This is a genomic window from Chryseobacterium sp. CBTAP 102, from assembly GCF_003201365.1.
Taxonomy (GTDB): domain Bacteria; phylum Bacteroidota; class Bacteroidia; order Flavobacteriales; family Weeksellaceae; genus Chryseobacterium; species Chryseobacterium candidae.
In genome coordinates, this window is record NZ_QICX01000021.1 from 1 (window position 1) to 25531 (window position 25531).

Consider the following 25531-nt stretch of genomic DNA (forward strand, 5'->3'; position numbering starts at 1 on the left):
AATTCCGGAAGTAATAATTTAAGAAGTTCGTGATCGCTTAACATTAGGCAAAGATAAAGCTACTTAACATTCCCCCCAACTTTTGAGACTGATCCTATTTTTAAGGAAGCAAAGGCAGGAATCAACTTTGTTGATTGTTTCTAAGCGCAAACATAACCACTCAGCTTCATCAGCGACTCTGCCGCCTTCTTTGCTCTCTTATTAGTAGGATGAATGAATATAATCTTTACGTTTTGTAGAACTAATGATTCCCACATAAAAAAACAAATATTTACAATTTTTCTTCACTTTCCCAGAAATATATGTTTTATTGGATTTTATCAGCCTTCAAAGCATTTTACCTGTAACTATTTCGTCAATAATTCGACTATTCCTTTTTAGAGCAATCCGGATTGAGAAAATTTTTCCCACATAAACATTTCTCTAAAAAGGCAAAAAAAATAACAAAACCAACATATAGTATTGCATAAATACCCAACTGTACCATGAAGAAAACTATTATTTCGTTATTAACAGCATTTTCTATGATAGGAATTTCTGCTCAGGAAAAGTCTTATTTTCTATCATGCCCCTCTTTGAGTCCTGATGGAAAAACAGCTTACTTCGCTTATGACGGTGACATCTGGAAAGCAGACTCCAATGGTGGAAATGCTTCAAGAATTACCGCTCTGGACGGAGAAGAGATCAATCCCCGTCTTTCACCGGATGGAAAATGGCTTGCATTCAGTTCTAATCAATATGGGAATTACGATGTATATGTAATGCCTTCAGAAGGTGGAACCATTAAGCAGCTAACCTTTCACACCGGAAGAGACGAAATGGAAAGCTGGGCTTGGGACAGCAAAACGATCTATTTTACTTCCAGCAGAAATAATAATTTCGGTAGTTTTAAAACTACCATTGAAGGCAAAACACCACAAAAACTTTTTAATAATTATTTTAACAACACTAACGGTCTTGCAGAAACTCCTGCCGGAGAATATCTTTTCACGAGTTCTTCAGAAAGCGCCCATCAGGTACAGCGTAAACGTTATAAGGGAGAAAACAATCCTGATATTCTTGGATACAATCCCAAAAGCAATTCTTTCAAACAGTACACCAGCTATGAAGGAAAAGATTTTAACCCAAGTGTAGATAAAAACGGGATTATCTATTTTATTTCTGATGAAAATAATGGAGAATACAATCTTTATAAAATCGAAAATGATAAAAAGACTGCTTTAACAAAGTTTGATACTTCCATTAAAAAACCATTTGTTTCAGCAGACGGATCCAAAGTTATTTTTGAAAAAGACTATCAGCTTTATACTTATGATGTATTCTCAAAAAAAACAACTCCTCTCCACATTAGCCTGAATACGAATAAATCTCTGGAAAAAGCTCAGAATTTTAATGTGGAAAATAATATTTCCTATTATGATGTTTCTCCTGACGGTAAAAAAATGGCATTTATAAGCCGTGGTATCCTATTCGTTTCCGATATTGAAGGAAAATTTGCCCAGCAGGTCTCTGACGGAAAAGAACGTGCCATGGAAGTAAAATGGCTGAAAGACAACCGTACTCTTCTTTATAATCAGACTTATAACGGATATCAGAACTGGTTCACTATTCCGGCAGACGGAAAAGGCCAGCCAAAGCAATTAACAGAAGATTCAAGAAATAACCGCAGCATTACGCTGAATGACGATCTTTCAAAAGCAGTTTATTTAAGCGGAAGAGACGAAGTAAGATTATTGGATTTAAAAAGTTTTACATCTACAACCATAGTAAAGGATGAAATCTGGGCATTCCAAAATTCAAGACCGTCTTTTTCACCTAATAACGAATATGTATTATTTTCTGCAAAAAGAAATTTCGAACTTGATATTTTTATCTATAATATTAAAAAGGGACAGACCCTAAACCTTACCAATACTGGTGTTTCAGAGGAAGATCCTGTATGGTCACCCAATGGTAAATATATTTATTTTGCCAGCGACAGGACCAATCCGTCTTACCCCTTAGGCCTGCAGAAATCTAACATTTACCGTATGGCTTTAGATTGGTTTGACGAACCTTTTAAATCCGAAAAATTCGACAATCTCTTCACTGAAGAAAAGAAGGAAGAAAAATCTTCTGATAAAGAAAAAGATAAGAAGGACAAAAAGGAAGACGACAGGGAAAAAGAGAAAAAGGAAGAAAAAGAGCCGGTTATCAAAGAATTGAAAGTTAATCATGATGATACTCTGGACAGAATTGAGCTGGTTACCGACCGGTATGGATATCAGGATGACCCTGCTGTTTTCGCTGATGATAAAAAAGAGATTCTATTATTCAATTCTAATCAGGATAATGGAAAAAGACAGCTGTTCAAAAAGGTATTCACAGATTTTGAGCCTGCCAAATCTGAAAAAATGTTTGACAAAGCGGCCTATTACATTACTAAAAATGAGAAAAACCTGTTTGCCCTGATTGAAGGCAATATTTACAAAACAACTATAGCGGCATTGAAGCCTGAAAAGATAAATATCCAATACAGTTTTGATAAAGACCTGGCATCAGAATTTACTCAGATGTATGCTGAAGCATGGACGGGCGTGGAGGAAAACTTCTATGACGAAAAATTTCATGGTATCGACTGGAAAGCTAAAAAAGTGCAGTATGCAAAGTATCTTCCGTATGTTCATAACAGAAATGATCTTCGAATTTTATTGAATGACCTTTTAGGGGAACTTAATTCTTCGCACACCGGATTTTCCTCTACAGGAAAAGAAGAGGCTGTGTATCTGAATTATTTCACCAATGAAACCGGAATTATCTTCAAAAAAGATCAGCCTTACACTGTAGAAAGCATTGTGAGAAAATCCCCGGCTTACCGTTCAGGAGTTGATATCAAACCAGGAGACCAATTGACCTCTGTAAACGGAAAAAAGATTGATCTGAACGAAAATATCGAAACCTATTTTACAAGCCCTAAAAAACAGGATGAACTGGTTCTTACTTTCAACCGTGATGGTAAAACGGTAATAACCAAAGTACATACGATTTCTAACGGAGAATTAAAAGGATTGCTTTACGACGACTGGATCTACAATAATCATCAGCGTGTAGACAAGCTGAGCAATAACCGCATTGCCTACTCCTGCATGAAAAATATGTCTACTGATGAGCTGGACAGGTTCCTTCTGGATATGGTAGAACAAGAGAACAGAAAAGATGCTGTTATTCTTGATTTACGCTATAACACAGGCGGAAATGTTCATGATAAGGTATTGAATTTCCTTTCTCAGAGACCTTATCTTCAATGGAAATACCGTGAAGGAAAGATTACAACCCAACCCAACTTTGCACCATCCGGAAAGCCTATTGTCCTTTTGATTAACGAAGCTTCACTAAGTGACGCTGAAATGACCGCAGCCGGCTTCAAAGCACTAAAGCTGGGTAAAATTATCGGCCAGGATACTTATCGATGGATTATTTTCACTTCAGCCAAAGGATTGGTAGACGGGTCTTCTTACAGACTTCCTTCATGGGGAACTTACACATTAGACGGACAGAACCTTGAGAAAACAGGAGTGAAACCTGATATTTATGTTAAAAACACGTTCATGGACCGTCTTCAGAACAATGATCCACAGCTGGAAAGAGCTATTCAGGAAATACTTAAAGATTTAAAGAAATAAAATTTCGGAAGTATAAAAAATAAAAAGATCTGCATTTCTGTAGATCTTTTTGTTTAATATTAAAACCTGTAATTGATTAAAGACAGTTTTTATAATGACAACTATTTTACCCGCCTGAAATTCTTTCCAGTTCAATCAGCTGTATTGGTTCGCTCATCCATTCATGCATCTGTCCCGCGAAGTTTTTAAAATGCTCTGTCTGGGTATGAAATTCAAAAGCTTTGTCATCTTTAAAGGCTTCCCACATATAGAAAGTTCCGGGGGATTTTTTATCTTCAAAAAGAATATAATAAATACAGCCGGCTTCATTTCGGGTAGGATCTATGAGCTGCAGCAAAGCATTTTTCAATTCTTCTCTTTTCTCCGGTTTAGACTTCAGTACTGCTACTGACTTAAATTCTTTGTTCATTGCGTTAAATATTTTTATGTGATGGATGTTGATAAGAAATTTTAAGGCTATAATTTCACCCGATATATAAAATAAGGCGGTTTTCCGGCATCCGGCTGTCCGGAAAAGGCGGTTGTTGTATGAAGCTGGTTCACTGAAATATACAGATAACCATCATCTGTGACTGCAATATTATCTGGCCATTGTAGCTTAGGATCTTTAATCAACCCGGTAAGTTTCCCATTTTTATCAAGCTTACTTATACCATGACCTCCAAGGTTTGTAATATAATGATTCCCTTGTTTATCTGTAGCTACACCATCACTCACTGGTTTTTCTCCAAATTTCTTAATGGAATTCCCTATTGTATTATCATCTTTATTTTCTCTGAAAAGTCTGGCTGGAATTTCATACCATGCTGTCCCGTTCATAGAGCCAAAAAATAATGTTTCCCTGTCATCTGATAGGGTAATAGGATTAACCCCCACACGCGATGGTTTTCCACCAAAATCAATGACTTTTCCATCAATAATCATATCTACATCCTCTGTCTGTAAAGCCGGATGCCCACTAAATCTTCTGGCTTTTTTCGTTTTTAAATTCAGAGCAATAATCCCCGGGTTGGCAATATCAGCAAGGTAGACCCAGCCATTCTTTTCATCTATCGCAACATCCTGAATGAAGCTCCCTTTCGGCGCAATATCGGCCGGCAGCTCTATCTTTTCTGCCACTTTGTTCTTTTTAAGATCAAAACACCACAGACGCGTCTTACCGAGACCCAATCCCATATCAATCATCCAAAGGCGGTTTTCTTTATCTGTGATGACTCCAAGCGGAGTATCAAATTGATTATCATTAGGCTGCTGACCATTTTTCTGGAATTCGGGAGATGGAAAAGGCTTTGCCTTGCCATTAATAATTTCAACTAACTGTTGTTTAGGGTCTGATAAAGGATGCATCGTTGCAAATACCCTCCCATTATGGCTTACCGCAACATTTCCCGGTCTTGTATCATTAAACTGTGCAACAATTTCAAGTTCTTTCCCTTCTTTTGAAAGATAAGATGCCGATCCCTCTACCCAGTCTTTACGTACCGGAGTAAAGAAATCCAGATCTTCAGTACCGTCTTCAAGGCAGAAAAACTCATGTGTAACACCTGCAGGTATCACCAGCACACCGCCGGCCTTCACAATATATTCTTTACCATTCATGAGTACTTTTACACTCCCTTTAGTGATGTACGTCACCTGTTCGTTCGGATGGTTATGAGGAGCAACATGAGCATCTTTATCCATTTTCCAGAAAGCAAATGTACTTTCTCTACCAGATACCCATTTGCGCTTTAGCCCTTTGTCTACCTGCTCCCAGATTCCTTTATTAAAATCCGTCTGAAGCACTTTCTGTTGTGCCTGAACTGAATTGAAAAAAAACATAAATGCCATTGAAGGCAGAGACAATAATCTTTTGTTTTTTATTTGCATATCAAATAGTTATATACTTATTATTAATATTGAGCACTTGGCTCTGAAGATTTCCATTGACGCCGATAACCGTCATTACTTTTGCCGGGCAAAATAAGCTCATAAGCATTTTTTTCATCAAGCTGTACGGTGATTTTTGCAGAGTCGAAAGTACCTTCTATTAAGTGACCACCAACTCGCTTATCTTCAGATAAAAAGTGGAAATGAAACGGAGAGAGATCCAAACCACCAATATAAGAGGGGTTATAAAATCCTGTAAGCGTTCCTTTTATATTCTGTTTTTTATACAGCGGACGGGTTTTCATCAAAACAGCAATCCCCGTTGTATCTTTTTCATGAACTTTTTCTGCTCCGCCTAATGTCACATTCATGAAAGTGGTCTCTATTTTTACAGCATAAAAACGATTGGAAGACGGAAGGACATCCAACAGTTTCTTCATCAGCATATCTGTTGTCTGAATATTCTCCAGCGTAATAAGATGATCTTTTTTAAAAAAGGTAAATGATCCGAAAGGAACCAGCCTTTTATTATCCGCAATTTCAACTGAGCCATCTGAAGCAATCCTATAAACATTTCCATCCAATGCAATGAGTTCACCATCAAGAAGATTATAAGTTCCCAAGCCGAAGTCTCCTTTCTTTTTAAGATCTTGTACCGTAAGATCTCCGGTATATAACCCATTTCTCATAGCATCCATAGAAGAATAATGGAAAATTTTGTCTACAGGCTGCTGAGCTTTCAGAAAAGTAAACAATGCCGTTACTACTATTGTATTGAATAATTTTTTAATCATATTCTATAATTCCAAAATTGAATAGAGCAAAATTATACTGATAATTAGCAAATTACCTGTATAAAATCTCCTTATTTTTGTATAATTTTGCCTACCCATAAAATAACACTCATGAACAGAGAAGTCTTATATGAACCTTATAGCATTCATTTTGAAACGCTGGAAACATTCCCTGATAAGGAAAGCAGAAAGAATTTTTTTGAGCTCGTCTTTATTTTATCGGGAACAGGCCAGCACTGTATTAACAAGCACAGCTTTGCCTATTCGGATAATCATATGTTTCTTCTGACACCACAGGATTGCAGCCAGTTCTGGATTGATACCACAACGCGGTTTTTCTTCCTGAGATTCAGTAATATTTATTTGAAAAATGATAAGATTTCGAAAGAAAATATCAAACGTCTGGAATTTATTCTTGAAAATGCCAACCACAAACCAGGATGTATTTTAAAAAACCAGACGGACAAAACACTGGTAAGACCTATAGTAGAAGCTCTGATTCGGGAAGCCGTGAATAAAGATGTGTACCACAGTGACATAACCACACAACTCATTAATACACTTATCGTTATCGTTGCCCGCAATATTGCGAAATATCTGCCTCAGAAGATAGATGAAGCTTCTGAATCAAGAATCATTAGTATTCTGAATTATATCCAGGCCAATATCTATGACCCTGAAAAAATACGAACTGAAAATATCTGTAAAGAGTTCGGATTTTCTGAAAATTATTTAGGTAAATACTTTAAAAAACATAGTGGTGAAACCCTGCAGTCTTATGTGAATAATTATAAAACGACATTAATAGAGCACCGTTTAAAACACAGCAGCAACAGAATTTCAGAGATTGCTGATGAACTGGGATTCACGGATGAGAGCCATCTTAATAAATTTTTCAAAACACAACGTGGGAAAAGCCCCAAAGCCTACAGGCAGGAAAATATGAAATCATGAATAATCTCCTGCTCATCACCAAAAATATTTAAAATTTAATTTATTGAAAAATAAACCAATAGCTTTTTCCGTTCAATATTCAAGAATAAAAACTTGCTTGGTACAGATATTCCTATTATATTTGCACCACTTAAAACAAAGGAAATTCCTCCTTAGCTCAGTTGGTTAGAGCATCTGACTGTTAATCAGAGGGTCGCTGGTTCGAGCCCAGCAGGAGGAGCAAAAAAGACTTACAAAATGTAAGTCTTTTTCTTTTTATAAACCCTTCATAACAGCAGCAAAATATTTCTAAAAAGCAGGAACTCAACCTTTCTTTTAATTCCCTGATTATTATATTTTAAGCATTACAATTTCCCAATTAATTTTTAACCCATACATATATTATTTTCGCTATTTTTGTCGTTTTATAGGATAGAATAAAAATATTTTATTTTTTTACCTGTTTTTAAATAAACTGCATGCTTTTTGTTTATGCTAATTGCCTGAAGAAACGAATGATGTTAAACAATAATTCCCCAAAACACTATCTTTTATTATTTTTCCTGATTCTCACCAGTTCAGTATGTGCTCAAAACAAAGCCAGCGGTAAGGTGGTTGACGAAAAGAACAATAAAGAGCTGAATAAAGTTGATATTTTTATCAACAATGATAAAACACCCTCCCTGACGACAACTTCAGGCAGTTTCATCATTCAGTCTGATAGCATTATTCATCAGTTAAGATTTTCCAGAAAAAATTATACCACAGAAACCCTTGATATTACCCCTGAAAATGCTGAAAATATTTTTGTACAGCTTTCGCAGGCTAAGGTGAGTGACATTCAGGAGATTGTTCTTAAAAGCGGTAAAACAAAATACAAAAACAAGAAAGAAAATCCGGCTTATGCCATTATGCAGAAAGTATGGGCGCAAAAAAGAAATAACGGGCTGGAAAAATTCGATACTTATTCATATAAAGAATACGAAAAAACACAGTTTGATCTGAACAATCTTGACAGTGCCTTCATGAAGAAAAAGATTTTCAATAAACTGGATTTCATTTTCAGTTATGCTGATTCTACTGCGAGTGGAAGGCTTGGCCTTCCTATCTTCCTGAATGAAGCAGTTTATGAAAATTATGGCAGGAACAAACCAGATAAGGACAGCAAAAGAACTCTGGTTGCCCAAAAGACTTCTGGGTTTCAGGACAATCAGGTGATAACAGTTTCAGCTAAAAACCTGTATCGTGATATTAATATTTACGATAATACCCTTAATTATTTCGACATTGGTTTCCAGAGTCCCGTGGGAACAGATGGTTTCGGTACCTATGACTACAGTCTTATGGATACCATTACAATTCGTGGTGAAAAAGCATTCCAGATAAGATACCAGCCGAAGAGAAAAGATATCCTTGCATTTCAGGGAAACCTTTATATTGATACAGATACTTATGCCGTTTTAGGCGCAACATTGAAATCAACACAGAAAATCAATGTTAACTTTGTCAACAGTGTCTATACCCAAGTGGAATACGATAATCCAGATGATGCTACATTTCTTCCCAAAAAACTGGTGACCGAATTTGAAATGAGTCCTTTTTCAAAAAAGAAAGGAGCAAAAAGTATCATCGCCAAGAGATCGGTAGATTATTCCGATTATCAGTTCAACAAACCTCTTGACCCCAAAGTATTTAAGCGTACCGAAGAAGAATACGAAGACAAATTTACCAATAAAGATGATGCTTACTGGACAAAAGTCAGACCTGACACTTTATCCAAAGCAGAACAGGGAGTTTACAATATGCTTGACCAGCTTCAGCAGACACCCAAATTCAATCGGATGGTAAAACTTTTTGAAACCCTGGGATCACGTCATTATAATGCATTTAAAGGCATTGATATAGGCCCTATATTCTCGATTTACGGAAGAAATGAAGTGGAAGGAGACCGGATAAGATTAGGGGCAAGAACCTATTTTGGATTGAATGATACCTGGAGAGCTCAGTTTTACACGGCATATGGATTTAAAGATCAGCAGATTAAGTATGGAGTAGAGGCAAGATACATGTTCAATAAGCTTAACCGTTTTATGATTGGTGCAGGAACCAGCAGAGATATTGTTCAGCTTGGAGGACAGCTTACATCCGGTGATGGTGTGACGCCACAGTCCTCATCTACCAGTACCTTTTTTGCAAGAGGAGAAAATATTTCCTTAAGTTCTGTAAACAAAACAAGCGTCTTTGCAGCTATTGAACCATGGAAAAACTTCCAGATCAGAGTAGATGGAGTGATGCAGAGTATTAAGTCTGCTATTCCTGAGAAATTCAATCTGATGTATTATAAAGACGGACAGTTGAGGCAAACAGTTAATGACTCTCACGTTACCATCAGTTTAATTGCCAAACCTGGTGCAAAATTCTCACAAACCGGTATTGACCGTTACCAAGCCAGAAACTTAGCTCCAACTATCGTTTTAAGATACACAAGAGGTATTGAAGGATTATTCAATGCTGACTTCAATTATGACAAGCTTCAATTCATGCTTTATAAGCCATTTTTAATTGGAAGTATGGGGAAACTAGTTGTCAATTTCGAAGCAGGAAAGAACTTCAGCACAGTTCCACTGGCACTACAAAATATTATTCCTGCCAACCTTTCATATGGTTTGGTACCGAATACATTCTCCCAGCTTAATTATTACGAATTTGTTACTGATGCCTATACTACACTTCAGCTGGAGCATCATTTTAATGGTAAGATCCTTTCTTACATTCCTTTGATTAAAAAACTGAAACTGAGAGAAGTTGCATTTATCAGAGGTGCTTACGGAACATTAAGCGATGCTTCCAAAGCAATCAACGTAGAAGGATTTAAATACTCTGCACCAAGCGAACATATCTATTATGAATACGGATTCGGAATTGAAAATATAGGAATCGGAAATCTTAGAATCTTCAGAGTAGATTTCAACTGGAGAGGAAATTATCTTGACAGACCGGATATCTCAAAGTTCGGTGTTAAAGCAGGTTTTCAGGTAGGATTCTAAATAAAATAATACATTAAAAACAGTTTCGGCGGCATCTTCGATGCCGCCGAAACTGTTTTTAAAGCTTTACAACAAAGTCGGAGATGATCAAAAGCACTCACAGCCTTCTACATCAAGAAGACAACGCATTTTCTGCTCCTTTGTCAATCCGCACCATACACTACATGATGTAATTGGTTTCGCCGGACACCATACTTCTCCTCCGTTAATACTTCTCAGGCTGGCTTTTGTTAATTTTCTTAAATTTTTCATGATTGTTTAGTTTTATGTGTGGCCTACTCTCTTTGCTTTTCGGCTTCCGCAATGATTTATTTATTTGATTACTGACAAATATATCAATATTTCACAGTAATGAGATATTATTTAATTTTTTAATATTTAAAGAAGCTGAACCTTTAATAGTGTTCAGCTCTGTTTTGCATCTTAAAGAATAATACAATCTATAGCTGCACTATCTTATTCAAATCAATCTGTGCATGGCTGAGAAAGCATACAGTGCGATTTCTGCCATGGAGACCATCTGCACCATTCATCACAAGACTGGAACATAGAAGGACATTCTGATGCTACACCTCCTGTTACCTCTTTTAGACTCTTTCTGCTCAATTTTCTTACATTTTTCATAGATATTTTGTTTTAATATTTGCCTACTCTTTATGCTTTTCGGCTTTCGCAATTGACTCAAAGCTGGCCAGTTGGCAAATATAAAATATTTCACGAATAAAAGAATAGTATGAAAACCGGTAAATAAAAAAACCTCAGTAAAAACTGAGGTTTTAATTTTTATAAAAACGCCTAAATTATGCGTTTGGCTCTACAGATACGAAAGATCTGTTGTTTGCTTTCTTTCTGAAAACTACTTTACCATCTACTAATGCAAACAAAGTGTGATCTTTACCGATTCCCACGTTATCACCTGGGTGGTGCTGAGTACCTCTTTGTCTAACAATAATATTTCCGGCAATAGCTTCTTGTCCTCCGAAAATCTTCACACCTAATCTTTTAGAGTGAGACTCTCTACCGTTCTTGGAACTACCGACTCCTTTCTTGTGTGCCATTTTATTACTGGATTATTTATTAAGTGCTTTAAATTGATCGATATTCTTAATGATAGCAGCATCTACTTCTTCATGAGTAAGAATATTCTTTTCTAATTCCACTTTAACTGCTTTACCTAAAGTAATTAAAGTTTCTCTGTTCTCTTTAGACTGAGACAAATTGTTTTTCTTTAAGTGATAGTTCAATTCATGATCTTCACCAAAGTTAACAGTTGCGTTGTCTGAAAGAACTTCACCTTTCACAGTTTCTTTTTTAGCAGCAGCTTTTTTAGCTCCTCCTTCAAAACCTGTAATCCCAGTGATTACGATTTGAGTTAAAGATTGTCTGTGACCGTTTTTCACTTTGTAACCTTTTCTTCTTTTCTTTTTGAAAACGATTACTTTATCAGCTTTAACGTGGTCAAGGATCTCTGCTTCTACAGTGATTCCGTTTACAGCTGGGGCGCCTACAGTGATTGCACCGTTTACAGTAAGAAGAACTTTATCGAAAGAAACTTTTCCTCCTTTATCTCCTTTTAAACGGTTTACAAACAACTTCTGGTCTTGCTCAACTTTGTATTGAAGCCCTGCTATTTCTACAATTGCAAACATTGTTTATAAATTTTTAGTTATTTCGAGGTGCAAATATACATATAAATTTCTAAATAGCTTACAATCAAAGCAATGTTTTTTTTAATAAAATTCTGTTCACTATGTTTTGAATAATTTTTTCCAATAATGTACTCACACTTAAGAGATAATTTCATAACTTCGTTATACCAAATTGATATTAAATATGAAAAGAAACTTTAATCTCTGCTTACTAGCAGGTGCCATTGCTGTTACTTCTTTAACAGCATGCCGTGATGACCAAATGGACAATAATGTTCAACCCGAACAAGAGGTACTGACTGCAAAACCCGACCAACCGGGATCTACTGAAAAAGGCTGCTCTTATGTAGACAACAACTGGAGCTCCAATTCAGTTTTACTGACCGGACTTCAAAACTCCACAGACACCAATTTTATGAACGGTCAGATGACTAAAATTGCAAGCATGTGGGGAAGAAGCAACCCTACCCTACGTTTTGTGAATGATCCATCCAATTTCAATTCAACGTACAATGCCATTTCTTATTCTACAGGAAAGATCTATTATGGCTATGCTATCTATTATGATGCAAAATCAAAAGGTGGCGACATTGTAAACGCAATGATCCTTGCACATGAATACGGCCATCAGTTACAATACATCTTCAACCTTCCATCTGTATCAGAATCAACGTACAGACCGAATGAGCTTGAAGCAGATGGTTTTGCAGGATATTATCTGAGAAGACCTAACGGGTACAATAAAACCAGCTTCCCGGAAATTGCAGCAGCCTATGAATTTGCTCAAAGTATCGGTGATTATCAGACAACCAATGTCAACCATCACGGAACACCTGCACAAAGAAGATCTGCAGTTCGTTTAGGATTCCTTTTAGGCCAGTATAACCTTAATGCTTCGAATTTCGATTACAACTTCTTCTATTACTATCAGGGAGTATTAAATGGCACTTACAAGATGGCTAAGAATACCGTAAATCCTGAAATTGATGCCTACATGAGCCAATATATAGATGAGCTGAAAAAAATTCAGACAGGAGAAATTTCTGCGGAAGAATTTAAACATCTTCAATAAACAAGAACATTCATTTTTAGCATATTTAAGAAAGGAGGCGGACAGTATGTTCCGCCCCTTTTTGCTTTCAAAGCTTTTTATACTCAAACAAATCAATTTGTTTGTATTTTTGAAAAATAATAAAAAGAACTTCCAAACCATCTATAATGAACAGAGATCTATATATTGATTTCGCCAAAGGACTGGCAACACTTTACATCATTTTTATCCATACCGCTTTCTGGTCCGGACAATTTTATATTCCCGCAGAAGTAAGAGTCTTTTCGCTGGTTTTTGATGTGGCTCTTTTTTATGCACTAAGCGGAATCACTTCAGGAGCCAATATTGAAAAAACTTTGTACCGGCTTCTGAAGCTCCAGATTACCTATATGATTTTTGTAACCTTCCTGTTCTTTTCAGATTACTTCTTTAAAGTTTTCGGACTGAGTTTCTTTTCGATGGAATGGCTGCAGAATTTTTATTCCACATTTGGATCAAAATACGCCACAACCGGCATTTCAGCACATCCTCAATGGGAAAATCTTGGAAACTGGTATCTCCATCAGTATACTAACGCTGATACTTTTCCGGTGGTAATGGGAAGCTTCTGGTATCTTAAAGTATATTATGTACTTACCGTTTTGGGAGTACTTATTTTAAGGTTCTTCCCGAAACATGTCAATTGGTTTATCGGGCTGTGTATTGCCTTAACCTTATTATTCAATATATTCCCGGAATATTATCCGACAGGACAAGTGGGTTATGTTGCTTTCTACCTTGCTGTTTTTTTAACGGGGCATAAAATGCAGAGAAAAAAAATTCCTGCAAAAGTAATTCCTGTATTGTATGCAATTGTAGGAGCAGCCTTAGTATGGCTATTCTGGTATTATGGGAACGATATTTTTTATAAAATCAATAAAAATAAATTTCCGCCGAAAATACCTTATATCATCTGGGCATTATTCTCTCTTACAACTTTATTTGCACTTTATAACCGACTGAAAATCAAAAAAGAAAACTTCATCACCTATATCGGAAAGAATGCCATCTTCTTCTATTTTGCACAGGGAATAAGTTCTTCATTAGTTTATTTCCTGGTGGTTCCGTTAAAAGAAAATATGCCATGGTGGCTTTTAATGCTCATTATTTATGGAATTAATATCATTTTAGCCTTCCTCATTTCGGCAGGACTGAAAAAAATGGATACATGGGGCTGGAATATTCTGGAATTCTTAAGAAGAAAGACCGCAGCTTAAGACTTTAATGATCAAATTGAAATAAAGTCACATTTCTTACTTCAATTTGTTTAAATTTACAAAAATTTTACAACATGTTTAAGTTGAAACTACCTACCGACCCAAGGTGGGCAAATATTGCAGAAGGAAACATTGGAGAAATTTTAACAGATCATGCCTGGTGCGAACAAAAAGCAGCAACCAATGCCATAGGCCTGATCACGATGCTTCCTGAATATCCCGAAATTGTAACTGAGCTTCTTGCCATTGCACAGGAAGAACTGGATCATTTCAATCAGGTACATGAGATCATCAAAAAAAGAGGCTTTACTTTCGGAAGAGCAAGAAAAGATGATTACGTGAATGAACTGGCAAAATTTATCATTCAGGGAAGCAGAGAAGACCTCATCGTAGACAAAATGCTTTTTGCTGCTATGATTGAAGCCAGAAGCTGTGAAAGATTCAAGGTTCTTACCGAAAATATCAAAGACGAAGAACTGAAGGTTTTCTACAAAGAACTGATGATTTCTGAAGCCAATCATTACACTACTTTCATCGGGTTTGCAAGACAACTCGGAGACCCTGAAAAAGTAAACAAACGCTGGGAAGAATGGCTGGAATATGAAGCCGGCATTATTAAGTCCTACGGAAATAAAGAAACCATCCACGGTTAAAATAAAACAGTAAAGAATATCCCTTGAAGAAGCCAAGCTTTGAAAATATCGCCAATCTGTTCCTGAAGAATTTCTTCCAGGGGTTGGTTATCATTGGCCCTATCGGGCTTACCATTTTTGTGATCTGGTATATTGTAAGTGCGATTGACAACCTTGTTCCTTCCCTTGCCAAGCAGATTCCGGGGCTTGTATTTGTATCAACCATACTGTTTACAGCTATTTTAGGATATTTAGGAAATAAATTCGTGGTCGGAAGATTCTTTTTTGACACAATGGACAGCTTACTGGAGAAAACTCCGGGAGTAAAACATATTTACACTCCTACGAAAGACGTAATGTCTTCATTTGTAGGCGACAAGAAAAAATTCAACGATCCTGTATGGGTAAAGACCAATGAAAATCCGGAAATCTGGAGAATCGGTTTTTTAACTCAAAAAGAAATGTCAGACGTTGACAAGCATAATTACGTTGCGGTATATCTTCCCCACTCGTACGCCATCTCGGGCTGGGTAATTGTTACTGAAGAAAAAAACATCAAACCTGTAGTGGGAATGACAGCAGCTTCTGCCATGAAGTTTGCAGTGAGCGGCGGTGTAGCCGGATTCCATTCTGATGAAAATATATTTAAGGCTCCGGAATAATCTCTTTCCGCCTTCTGTATACATTGATGAATTTTGAAAAATTACTTTCAAGCACATTTTCTTTACAAACAATTTAAAACATAATTTAACTCATGAATTTACCGTACGCGGAACCTTTCCGCATTAAAATGGTGGAAGAAATCTATCAGTCCACCAGAGAAGAAAGAGAGCAATGGCTTAAAGAAGCTAATTATAACCTTTTCAACCTAAGATCTTCACACGTTTATATTGACCTGCTTACCGATTCAGGAACGGGAGCAATGTCTGATAGACAATGGTCTGCTTTGATGACCGGAGATGAAAGCTATGCTGGATCACGTTCTTTTGAACAATTACAGAAAACCGTTGAAAGCATAACAGGATTCAAATATTTATTACCAACTCACCAGGGAAGAGCTGCTGAAAACGTTCTTTTCTCAGTATTGGTAAAAGAAGGCGATGTAGTTCCCGGGAACTCGCATTTTGACACTACAAAAGGACATATCGAAATCAGAAAGGCACATGCTATCGACTGTACGATAGACGAAGCTTTTGATATTAATGATCTTCACCCTTTCAAAGGAAACATCAACCTTGAAAAACTGGAAGAAGTTTATAAAAGCCATCCTAAAGAAAACATTCCTTTCTGTTTAATTACCATTACGTGTAACTCTTCAGGAGGACAGCCTGTTTCTCTGCAAAACATGAAAGCCGTAAAAGCTCTTTCTGACCAATACGGAATCCCGGTATTCTTCGATTCAGCAAGATTTGCTGAGAATGCTTACTTCATCAAAAAAAGAGAAGCAGGACAGGAAAACAGAAGTATTAAAGAGATCTGCAAGGAAATTTTCTCTTACGGAGACGGAATGACAATGAGTTCTAAAAAAGACGGTTTAGTAAACATCGGAGGATTCATTGCTTTGAATAATGAGGAAGTTTTCAGAAAAGCATCCAATTTTACCATTATTTATGAAGGTTTCATTACCTATGGCGGTATGGCAGGAAGAGATATGGCAGCATTAGCGGTAGGTCTGGATGAAGCTACAGAGTTCGCTTATCTTGAAAGCAGAATCTCACAGGTTGAATATCTGGGCAATAAATTAATTGAATACGGAATCCCTGTTCAGAAACCTATCGGAGGACACGCTGTATTCATCGATTCTTTAAACTTCCTTCCGAATGTATCCCGTGAAGAATATCCGGCACAGACCTTAGGGCTTGAAATTTATAAGGAAGCAGGGATCAGAACTGTAGAAATCGGTACATTACTTGCGGACAGAGATCCTGCTACCAGAGAAAACCGTTATCCGAAATTAGAGCTGGTAAGACTGGCTATTCCAAGAAGAACCTACACCAACAACCATATGGATTATATTGCTGCTGCCATCAGAAACGTATATGAAAGACGTGAAGAAATAGCAAAAGGATATAAGATCACCTGGGAACCGGAAATCTTAAGACACTTTACTGTTCAGCTTGAAAAGGCTTAATGATAGAACCGGAAATTTTTTCCGGTTTTTTTATACATTAACATTCGAAAACTTGTCAAACAGAATAAACTTATAGGTTCTTACTATAATTACCACCACACCATTAACACCTTATAACCAATCAGATAACACAAATGAAAATAAATCAATCATATTAATTTATTACAAACGATACCCAATGCTTTTCATCTGTTTTTTATAAAACAAAAATAAAATTGACACATTTTTTGAAATAGTAAAGGTTTTTAATTCTAATTTTGTATTTATCTAAAGGAGATAAAAAATTACTTACAAAACCAACCTGAAAAATACTTTATTCCGAAAAATGAAGAAAATTGCTGTCGTGGGCGCCGGTATTTCCGGCTTAAGCATGGCGAATTACTTAGAAAAGCACAAAATCGACTACCACATTTACGAAAGGAGAAAAAAGAAAGATCTGGCAGGTCACGGTTTTCTCATTCCGAAGGAAGGAATGGATTATCTCTATCAAATCATTAATCCTGATCATCTTCTCCAACACGGAAATTTTCTGAAAAAATATACACAATATTCTCATACCGGGAGAATTCTGGCAGAGAAAGAACTGGACAATGTTTTCGCGATTTCAAGGCACTCATTAATCAATTTGTTAGCCCAGAATATCTCTCATGAAAAAATAACCTACGAGGAAACCATCATCCCGGATGATCAACACACCGGAAAATTAAAGCTTTCTGACGGAACTGATATTGATGCGGATATTGCTATCATCTCTGATGGCTCCAGAAGCCGCACCAGAAGGAATCTTTTTAAAGATGAAACGATGAGGGTGGCAAGGGAAAGTGAAGTAGTGAATATCATTCAAAATAAAGAAATTTCAGCTTCTATTGAAAAGGATTTTATGAAGTTTCATCATGAAGATGGGGGACTGACTTTCGGAATCCTTAAACTTTCTGACGATACTGTTCTCTGGTACTCACAGTTTGACAACCAGAAATACATGATTAACGGGTGTTCTACCGAAAATTTAAGGAAATATATGCTGGAAGTTTTTGAAAACTGGCATCCTATAGTCCCGGAAATCATACAGAAATCATACTATAAAAATGTACATTTATGGAATGTTTATGAACTGGAAAAGCTAAACCCTTTTTACAAAGATAACTTTGTGTTCATCGGGGATGCAGCTCATCCACTCATACCATTTACCAGCCAGGGAGTCACCTCTGCTCTGAAAGATTCTTTCTTATTAACGAAATATTTAGTTGAAGAAGAGAATATACAGACTGCCTTCAGTAAATACGAGATTGAGAGAAAACCTGAAATCGAGGTTCATATTCACAATGGAAGAGCATTACTAAATCAGTTTTTACTTCCACTCAGCCAACAGACAGAAAACATTATCCCCATATCTTATAAATAAATATGTTCACCAATAACGACATTAACTTTGAAGCTCTGAAAAGAAAGGCCTATAACGGAAGATGGGCCACCCTGGAAGACGGAATCATTCCTCTTACGGCAGCTGATCCGGATTTCAGAACAGCACCAGAAATAGAACAGGGAATCATTGAATACATAAAGGATGGCTACCTAAGTTACGGCCCGTTTTCCGGACTTCCGGAATTTAAGAAAAGTGTTGCAGATCATTTTAATCATGAAAAACACGGGAGCTTTTCACCCGAAAACGTGTTGGCAGTGAATAGTGCTGCCCAGGGAATGTTTCTGATTGCATCTTACGTCCTTAATCCCGGTGATGAAGCCATTATTCTGGATCCTGTAGATTTTCTTTTCAAAAAATCTGTAGAAACAGCAGGTGGAAAAGTAATGCTTTGCCCCGTAGATACAACAACAGGAGAAATTGATTTTGAAAGACTGGTTTCTTTGATTAATTCCAAAACCAAACTTATCAGCATATGCAACCCGCACAATCCGCTTGGTAAAGTTTATTCCAAAGAAGTTTTAATACAGGTGGCGGAAATTGCAGCGGCTCATGATCTTTGGGTGATGAGTGATGAAATCTGGAGTGATATTGTTTATGATCATAAAGATTTTCATACTTATTCATCCGTATCAGAGAAGGCAAAGAGAAAAAGCTTTACCGTGTATGGGTTTTCAAAATCATTCGGAATAGCAGGATTAAGAATAGGTGCCGTCCTGTGTAATGATCAGGATATTCTCGAAGACTTTACAGAGAAATCCAATTTCAATTCCACAATAGAAGGGGTCTCCACTTTATCACAGATCGCAGGAAGCGTAGCCCTTGAAAAAGCAAAACCGTGGTATAAAGAGTTTCTGGCTCATTTACAAAATAACCGAGATCTTGCTTTCAGATTATTAAGCCGTTCGGAAATTGTAACGCCTAATCTGCCTGAAGCTACTTTTGTACTGTTTCCAAAGATTGAAAACGGAATGTCCGGCGATACATTCGCTCAGCACGTTCTCACACAAGGAAAAGTAGCCATTGTTCCGGGATCAGAAAGATGGTTCGGAAAAGGAGCGGAAGGGCATATCAGAATTTGCTTTTCCACATCACAGGAAATTTTAGAAGAAGGAATTAACAGAATCATTAGAAGCTTTTAACATTAAAATTTTAAACTAAATTCAAGTAATAGGTTACTATTTTTCCTAATTTACCACAAATCGTTATAAAATTAAGAAATCTATACTAAAAATTTTATTTTAATATGGATTTAAAAATAAATATTGATAATTTTGATTAAATCACTACTAAAATTATTAATATGAAGATAAAATACATCAGTATCATTTTACTTGGAGCTTCTACCTTCACCTATGCCCAGCAGATAAAAGATACTTTGAAAGAATCAAAGATCGACGAAGTAGCCATTACCGGAAGCCGTAACAAAAAGAGAACAGTAGTCAATACTCCTGTTCCTATTGATATCATCGACATTAAGCAGGTGAGCCAGTCTACAGGGCAGATAGAAATCAACCAGCTTTTGCAATTTTCCGCACCTTCTTTCAACTCCAACAAACAATCAGGATCTGACGGTGCTGATGCTGTAGATCCGGCTACGTTAAGAGGTCTTGGTCCTGATCAAACCTTACTTTTACTGAATGGAAAAAGATATCATCAGTCTTCACTGATCAACCTTTTTGGAACCAAAGGAAGGGGAAATACCGGATATGATATGAACACCATTCCGATTGGAGCCATAAAAAGAGTGGAAGTCCTTCGTGACGGAGCATCAGCCCAATATGGTTCGGATGCTATTGCAGGAGTAATTAATGTTATTTTGAATGACAGAAATAATGGTTTTGAAGGAAATCTATTCACAGGTATGAATCTTTTCAAAAGTCCAGGTAATAATGACGTTGTATCAGATCACAAAGTAGACGGAACTACCTTTGATTTCAGTGGAAATCTGGGAACTAAAATAGGATCAAAAGGCGGTTTTGGAAATTTCACAGTAGAATTTGTTAATAAAGATTACGCCATACGAAATGCTAATCCTGATGTTTATACGGCACCAAGACAGCGTTTCGGAGATGCCAAAGCTCAAAATATTTACTTTTTCGGAAATATTGAAGTCCCGTTATCCGATGGATTGAAATTTTATTCCCGTCAGGGCTTTTCCCATAGAAATACCAAAGCTTATGCGTGGACAAGAACACCGGATGCAGACGGCAATATTCCAGAAGTTTACCCTACAGGATTTAACCCGGTTGAAAACACCAGCATTACGGATTTCACATTTGACAACGGATTAAAGTTCAAAGTTGCAGACTGGGATGTAGATTTTTATAATGCTTTTGGCAACAACAGATTCACCTACCAGATAGACAATACAATTAATGCCACTTTAGGAGTCAAATCTCCTACAAGCTTTAATGCGGGAGGACATTCACTGCTGCAGAATACAACTGGGTTCAACGCTGTGAAGCAGTTCAAAGTACTGGAAGGGCTTAACGTTGCTTTCGGGTCAGAGTTCAGATATGAAAAATTTGATATCATCAAAGGAGAAGAGGCTTCTTACACCATGTATGATAAAAACGGAAATCCTGTGACGCCAGATACCCCTGAAAGTTTACTGGTAACCAATCCTTTAAATGAAAATAGCGTAAGGCCAGGCGGTTCGCAGGGATTCCCGGGTTATTCTACAGATATCGGCAAAAGCAGAAATAACTTTGCTGCCTACATAGATACTGAATTGGATGTGACTAAAAACTGGATGATAAGCGTTGCCGGAAGGTTTGAAAATTATAATGATTTCGGAAGTACGCTGAATGGTAAGTTTGCTACACGATATGCATTTACTCCTCAGTTTGCTTTCCGTGGATCCGTTTCTACAGGGTTCAGAGCGCCTTCTCTGGCTCAGAAATACTACAGCCAACAGTTTACCAACTTCCAGGAAAAAAAATTAGTTACCATTCAGCTCGCTTCTAATGATAGTAACATCGCAAGCAGCCTGGGAATTCCTCAACTGAAACAGGAAACCTCTGTGAACGGTAGTGCCGGGTTTACTTTCAACACAGGAAAATTTACAGCGACAGTGGATGGATATTATATCGAAGTAAAAGACAGGATCGTTCTTACCGGATATTTTGCACAGGGAGATTTGCCGGCAGATGTCCAGGCAGAAAATCCATTTATTGACCAGGTACAGTTCTTTTCTAATGCGATTGATACTCGCACGAAAGGGATTGATCTTATATTAAGCTATAGTGAAAATCTAGGTTCTGGAAAGCTTACCGCTACCTTAGCCGGAAACTATAATGACATGGAAATCACCAAAGTAAACACTTCAGAACAGCTGGCAGGAAAAGAAGATATTTACCTGAGTGCAAGAGAAAAAGCATTTATTCTTGCTTCTGCTCCGAAGACAAAAGTGAATTTAAATCTCAATTATAAGCTCAGCAAATTCAATGCAAATCTGCAGTTAGTAAGATTTGATAAGGTTACTCTGATTGGTTATGACGGTACAGAACAGGTCTATAATCCAAAAGTAACCACCGATCTTTCTTTTGGCTATGAATTCTCTAAAAACCTGAATCTGACTTTAGGAAGCAAAAACCTGTTCAACAGATATCCTACCTTGCAAACCACTCAGGTAAGTGATGGAAATACAGAATCAGGAGGTATCTTTGACCCTGTACAGATGGGATTTGCCGGAAGACAGGTTTTCGCCAGACTTAATTTTAAATTTTAATGGAATAAAAAGAAACTGTATCAAAGGTTAATAATTTCACCTTTGTTATTCTGACGAAGGAAGAATCTCATCTATAAACCAATAACATAAGATTCTTCACTACATTTCTGAACTACGTTCGCAAACTTTCAGTCTGTGTTCAGAATAACATTTTGATACAGTTTTTTCTATTTTTTTGAAATCTTATACAATTTGCCACTGTCGGTTACCGCATACAGATTCCCATCTATCCCGTTTAATACATCACGGAAGCGTTCTTTCTGATCTGCAAGAAGACGTTCTTCACCTACTACTTTATTATCTTTCATGACAATTCTGTCAATATGCTCGCCACTTAAACATCCGATAATGAGATTTCCTTTCCATTCCTCAATATTTCCCGTATAAAAAGTAATTCCGCTTGGTGAAATCACAGGATCCCAATAATAAACCGGTTGCTCTGTTCCTTCTTTTTGGGTAATTCCCTGTCCTACTTTATCTCCTGAATATTCAATTCCATAGGTTACATCTCCCCATCCGTAATTTTTTCCCGGCTGGATCAGATTGATTTCATCACCTCCTCTCGGACCCATTTCAACATCCCAGAGATTGCCATTAGGATCAATAGCCATTCCTTGCGGGTTTCGGACTCCATAAGCATAAATTTCCGGTTTATATCCTGATTTTCCGATAAAAGGATTTCCCGGAGCAGGTTTACCATCCTTTGTGATCTTTAAAATTTTACCAAGATAATTACCTGTCTTCTGGGCATACATGCGGGTAACTTTATCTGATCTTTCTCCTGTACTGACAAATAAATGTCCATCTTTATCAAAAGCAAGACGGCTTCCATAGTGTTTATCACCATCATAAGAAGGTTCTGCACGGAAAATAACTTTTACTTCAGAAATATTTTTAAGATCTGCAGACAACTTTCCTTTTGCTACAGATGTTAAGTTTCCTTTTCCAAATGGTTCCGAAAAACTGAAATAAATAATATTGTTAGTTTTAAAATCAGGATCAAGCGCTACATCCAGCATTCCGCCTTGTCCTTTTGAATCTACTTTTGGAAAACCATCTATTTTTGACACCTGTTTTCCATCTGCTGAAACAACATTCATATAGCCTTTCTTATCGGTGATGAGAAATTTACCGTCAGGTAGATTGATAATCCCCCATGGTCTTCCCAAATCTTTATTCAGTATTTCAACATTATAGGCTGCTGTTGTCTTTACAGCATTAATTCTTGTCTGCCCTTTAAATGCCGGCTTATAGTCAGAATTAGGATTTTCTGTTTCTACACTTCTGTCATTTCCTGTCTTCTGAGCATTGGTATGATTCTCTTTGCATGAAGATAAAAAAAGAAAAAGGCTTACTACAGGAATATAAAATTGATTCATTTTCATAGTGTTATGATTAGGTTTTACCAAAAGAATGGAAAAATAATGCCAATAAAATTTGTACATATGAATTTTTGTTCTACATTTGTAGAACAAATTACAAACTTATAGAATGAAAGAAGTTAAACTAACTGATTCTGAAAAAAGCCTTATGGAAATTCTTTGGAAAAAAAAGACCGTTTTCATGAAGGACATACTGGAAACCTATCCGGATCCAAAGCCAGCAGCAACAACTATTGCAACCTTGCTTAAAAGAATGCTGAACAAAGAGCTGATAGGCTATAAACTCTATGGAAATTCCCGCGAATACTTTCCAAAAATAGAGAAAGGGGAATATTTCAAGGAAGAAATGACTTCCATGATTGACCGTTTTTTCAACAGCTCTGTGACACAGTTTGCATCATTTTTTACATCTAATGCAAAACTTAGCCAAAAGGAACTGAAAGAACTTCGCAATATTATTGATGAACAGATAAAAGAATAAATATGACTGCTATTATTTTGAAAATAATTCTGTGCTCTTCTATTTTCATTGCTGTTTATTATCTGTTTTTAGAAAAAGAAAGAATGCACAGATTTAACCGAATGTATTTATTAAGTTCGTTATTACTTTCTTATATAATTCCGTTTGTAATCATTAGTACGCCCAATCAGAATATAGAAAAAACGCCACAGTTGATTATAGAAGAGACGGCACAACAACTGGTTTTCATCCCTCAAAAACAGGAAAGCTTTAACTGGGTGAACGTGGTATTGGCAATTTATATTTTCATCACCTTTTTTCTGTTGGTAAGAAATATTATTTCCATTCTGAAGATCAAAAGAATATCCGGAAAGAAACATGTATACCAGAACCATAATATGTTATTGACAAAAGAAAATCTTTCACCTTTCAGTTTCTGGAATACAATTTATATGGGCGAAAGCTATATGAAAAACGATACAATAGATCCAAGAATTTTCATTCATGAAAAGACTCATATTGAACAAAAACACAGTCTGGACATTTTGATTTTGAACACATTAAAAATATTCACATGGTTCAATCCTGTACTTTTCCTATATGAGAAAGCGATGATCGCAAACCATGAATTTTTGGCAGACGAAGCCGTTATGAAAAGTAACTATAACATTAAAGAATATCAGGACCTTATTCTCGAAGAAATTCTCAATCATCAAAATCCTCCTTTAACCCATTCATTTAATTTTAATAACACCAAAAAAAGATTTATTATGTTGAAAACAAAAAAATCAAAATTTAGTTTGCTAAAGAAAACAGCAGGAATCACCGTTTTAGTTGCTTCAGCGGTATTATTCTCTGAAAGAACATACGCAGAAAACTCCACTCATGTTCGTCTTTCCGAAAGAATAGCAGAGATACCAGACCAAATTGCACACCAGAAGCCAATACAAGCAGACTTAATAGTCCCTGCTTATTTTGAAAATGACAGAGAAGAGAGAAATGGATCTGATTCTATGGATTTCAAAAAAGAAGAATTGAAAAAAGTTCTGGATACAGCAGTTCCGGGAGTGTATAAAACAAGTGAAGGTGAAGGTAAAAATACAAATACAGCCATCAATACTCAAGAAAATACAAATGAAAGCCCAGCTCAATATCCCGGGGGTTCTAAAGACCTTAGAATCAAAATAAGCAGAAGTGTAGATGTGAGTAATTTAGGAAACTATAGCGGACCTATAACATCTACCGCTTATATTCATATTAATGAAGTAGGAAAGACAACTCAGGTAACTACTTCGGGAGAAAATGAAATCCTGAACCGGGAGCTACTAAAATCAGTCACTGAAATCAGTAATGAAACAGTATGGATACCCGCAATGAAAGATGGAAAGGCCATTGCCTCAGTATTGAAAATACCTGCAACCATGACTTTTACACGACCATAACAACAAAAAGCGCTAATTCCAGCGCTTTTATTTTTTTCAGCAATTCTTATTCAGACCCTATCAAAAACCC

Annotated in this window: 21 protein-coding genes and 1 tRNA gene; 14 read left to right on the forward strand and 8 right to left on the reverse strand. The window is 36.6% G+C overall.

The window, feature by feature from the left end; genetic code table 11:
* Positions 1–485 precede the first annotated feature (485 nt).
* Positions 486–3662, forward strand: a complete 3177-nt coding sequence (locus C8D70_RS20025; protein WP_110368456.1) for a S41 family peptidase — start codon at positions 486–488, stop codon at positions 3660–3662.
* A 106-nt stretch (positions 3663–3768) separates the two neighbouring features.
* Here C8D70_RS20025 and C8D70_RS20030 read toward each other — a convergent pair whose 3' ends face one another.
* Genes C8D70_RS20030 through budA form a run of 3 tightly spaced genes read right to left on the reverse strand, consistent with a single transcriptional unit; the run spans position 3769 to position 6325 of the window.
* A complete protein-coding gene (locus tag C8D70_RS20030) occupies positions 3769–4071 on the reverse strand; it encodes a putative quinol monooxygenase (RefSeq protein ID WP_076597836.1) in 303 nt (100 codons plus the stop codon).
* A gap of 47 nt (positions 4072–4118) precedes the next feature.
* Positions 4119–5531 carry an L-dopachrome tautomerase-related protein gene (locus C8D70_RS20035; RefSeq protein WP_228408071.1) on the reverse strand — a complete coding sequence of 471 codons (1413 nt, stop codon included), beginning with the start codon at positions 5529–5531 and terminating at the stop codon, positions 4119–4121.
* 23 nt (positions 5532–5554) lie between these two features.
* Positions 5555–6325, reverse strand: coding sequence for an acetolactate decarboxylase (gene budA, locus C8D70_RS20040; protein ID WP_110368457.1), 771 nt, complete (start codon positions 6323–6325; stop codon positions 5555–5557).
* 111 nt (positions 6326–6436) lie between these two features.
* Here budA and C8D70_RS20045 point away from each other — a divergent pair, with 111 nt between their 5' ends.
* The 3 genes from C8D70_RS20045 (at position 6437) to C8D70_RS20055 (ending at position 10305) form a co-directional block, all read left to right on the forward strand.
* On the forward strand, positions 6437–7279 hold the full coding sequence (locus C8D70_RS20045; protein ID WP_076597839.1) for an AraC family transcriptional regulator: 843 nt from the start codon (positions 6437–6439) through the stop codon (positions 7277–7279).
* Positions 7280–7425: 146 nt separating this feature from the next.
* Positions 7426–7499: transfer RNA gene (locus C8D70_RS20050), tRNA-Asn, on the forward strand.
* Positions 7500–7773: 274 nt separating this feature from the next.
* Positions 7774–10305 carry a DUF5686 family protein gene (locus tag C8D70_RS20055; protein ID WP_228408072.1) on the forward strand — a complete coding sequence of 844 codons (2532 nt, stop codon included), beginning with the start codon at positions 7774–7776 and terminating at the stop codon, positions 10303–10305.
* Between the two features lie 87 nt (positions 10306–10392).
* Here the strand turns inward: C8D70_RS20055 and C8D70_RS20955 are convergent, their stop codons facing one another.
* The 4 genes from C8D70_RS20955 to rplU all read right to left on the reverse strand — a co-directional run bounded on the left by C8D70_RS20955 (position 10393) and on the right by rplU (position 11954).
* Positions 10393–10557, reverse strand: a complete 165-nt coding sequence (locus C8D70_RS20955; protein ID WP_167498883.1) for a bacteriocin-like protein — start codon at positions 10555–10557, stop codon at positions 10393–10395.
* A 213-nt stretch (positions 10558–10770) separates the two neighbouring features.
* Positions 10771–10929, reverse strand: a complete 159-nt coding sequence (locus C8D70_RS20960) for a bacteriocin-like protein (protein WP_181416172.1) — start codon at positions 10927–10929, stop codon at positions 10771–10773.
* A gap of 176 nt (positions 10930–11105) precedes the next feature.
* On the reverse strand, positions 11106–11363 hold the full coding sequence (gene rpmA / locus C8D70_RS20060) for a 50S ribosomal protein L27 (RefSeq protein WP_002984034.1): 258 nt from the start codon (positions 11361–11363) through the stop codon (positions 11106–11108).
* Positions 11364–11375: 12 nt separating this feature from the next.
* A complete protein-coding gene (rplU, locus tag C8D70_RS20065) occupies positions 11376–11954 on the reverse strand; it encodes a 50S ribosomal protein L21 (RefSeq protein WP_076597840.1) in 579 nt (192 codons plus the stop codon).
* 184 nt (positions 11955–12138) lie between these two features.
* Between rplU and C8D70_RS20070 the strand changes: the two genes are divergently transcribed.
* From C8D70_RS20070 to C8D70_RS20105, 8 genes are all read left to right on the forward strand, one after another.
* Positions 12139–13026 carry a metalloprotease gene (locus C8D70_RS20070; RefSeq protein WP_110368459.1) on the forward strand — a complete coding sequence of 296 codons (888 nt, stop codon included), beginning with the start codon at positions 12139–12141 and terminating at the stop codon, positions 13024–13026.
* 146 nt (positions 13027–13172) lie between these two features.
* Positions 13173–14261, forward strand: coding sequence for an acyltransferase family protein (locus tag C8D70_RS20075; RefSeq protein ID WP_110368460.1), 1089 nt, complete (start codon positions 13173–13175; stop codon positions 14259–14261).
* A 74-nt stretch (positions 14262–14335) separates the two neighbouring features.
* Entirely contained in the window at positions 14336–14914 is a 579-nt protein-coding gene (locus tag C8D70_RS20080) for a tRNA-(ms[2]io[6]A)-hydroxylase (RefSeq protein WP_076597842.1), read from the forward strand.
* 23 nt (positions 14915–14937) lie between these two features.
* Entirely contained in the window at positions 14938–15555 is a 618-nt protein-coding gene (locus C8D70_RS20085; protein ID WP_076597843.1) for a DUF502 domain-containing protein, read from the forward strand.
* Positions 15556–15647: 92 nt separating this feature from the next.
* Entirely contained in the window at positions 15648–17024 is a 1377-nt protein-coding gene (locus tag C8D70_RS20090; protein ID WP_110368461.1) for a tryptophanase, read from the forward strand.
* A gap of 325 nt (positions 17025–17349) precedes the next feature.
* Positions 17350–18426, forward strand: a complete 1077-nt coding sequence (locus tag C8D70_RS20095; protein WP_110368462.1) for an FAD-dependent monooxygenase — start codon at positions 17350–17352, stop codon at positions 18424–18426.
* Positions 18427–18428: 2 nt separating this feature from the next.
* Positions 18429–19586: a pyridoxal phosphate-dependent aminotransferase gene (locus C8D70_RS20100; RefSeq protein WP_110368463.1), complete on the forward strand. Its 1158-nt coding sequence runs from the start codon at positions 18429–18431 to the stop codon at positions 19584–19586.
* Between the two features lie 161 nt (positions 19587–19747).
* On the forward strand, positions 19748–22177 hold the full coding sequence (locus C8D70_RS20105; RefSeq protein WP_110368464.1) for a TonB-dependent receptor plug domain-containing protein: 2430 nt from the start codon (positions 19748–19750) through the stop codon (positions 22175–22177).
* Between the two features lie 167 nt (positions 22178–22344).
* Here C8D70_RS20105 and C8D70_RS20110 read toward each other — a convergent pair whose 3' ends face one another.
* Positions 22345–23562, reverse strand: coding sequence for a PQQ-dependent sugar dehydrogenase (locus C8D70_RS20110; RefSeq protein ID WP_110368475.1), 1218 nt, complete (start codon positions 23560–23562; stop codon positions 22345–22347).
* 106 nt (positions 23563–23668) lie between these two features.
* On the opposite strand from C8D70_RS20110, the gene C8D70_RS20115 reads away from it, so the two are divergent.
* Both C8D70_RS20115 and C8D70_RS20120 read left to right on the forward strand, forming a co-directional pair.
* Entirely contained in the window at positions 23669–24040 is a 372-nt protein-coding gene (locus tag C8D70_RS20115; protein ID WP_110368465.1) for a BlaI/MecI/CopY family transcriptional regulator, read from the forward strand.
* 2 nt (positions 24041–24042) lie between these two features.
* On the forward strand, positions 24043–25461 hold the full coding sequence (locus C8D70_RS20120) for a M56 family metallopeptidase (RefSeq protein ID WP_110368466.1): 1419 nt from the start codon (positions 24043–24045) through the stop codon (positions 25459–25461).
* Positions 25462–25531 lie beyond the last annotated feature (70 nt).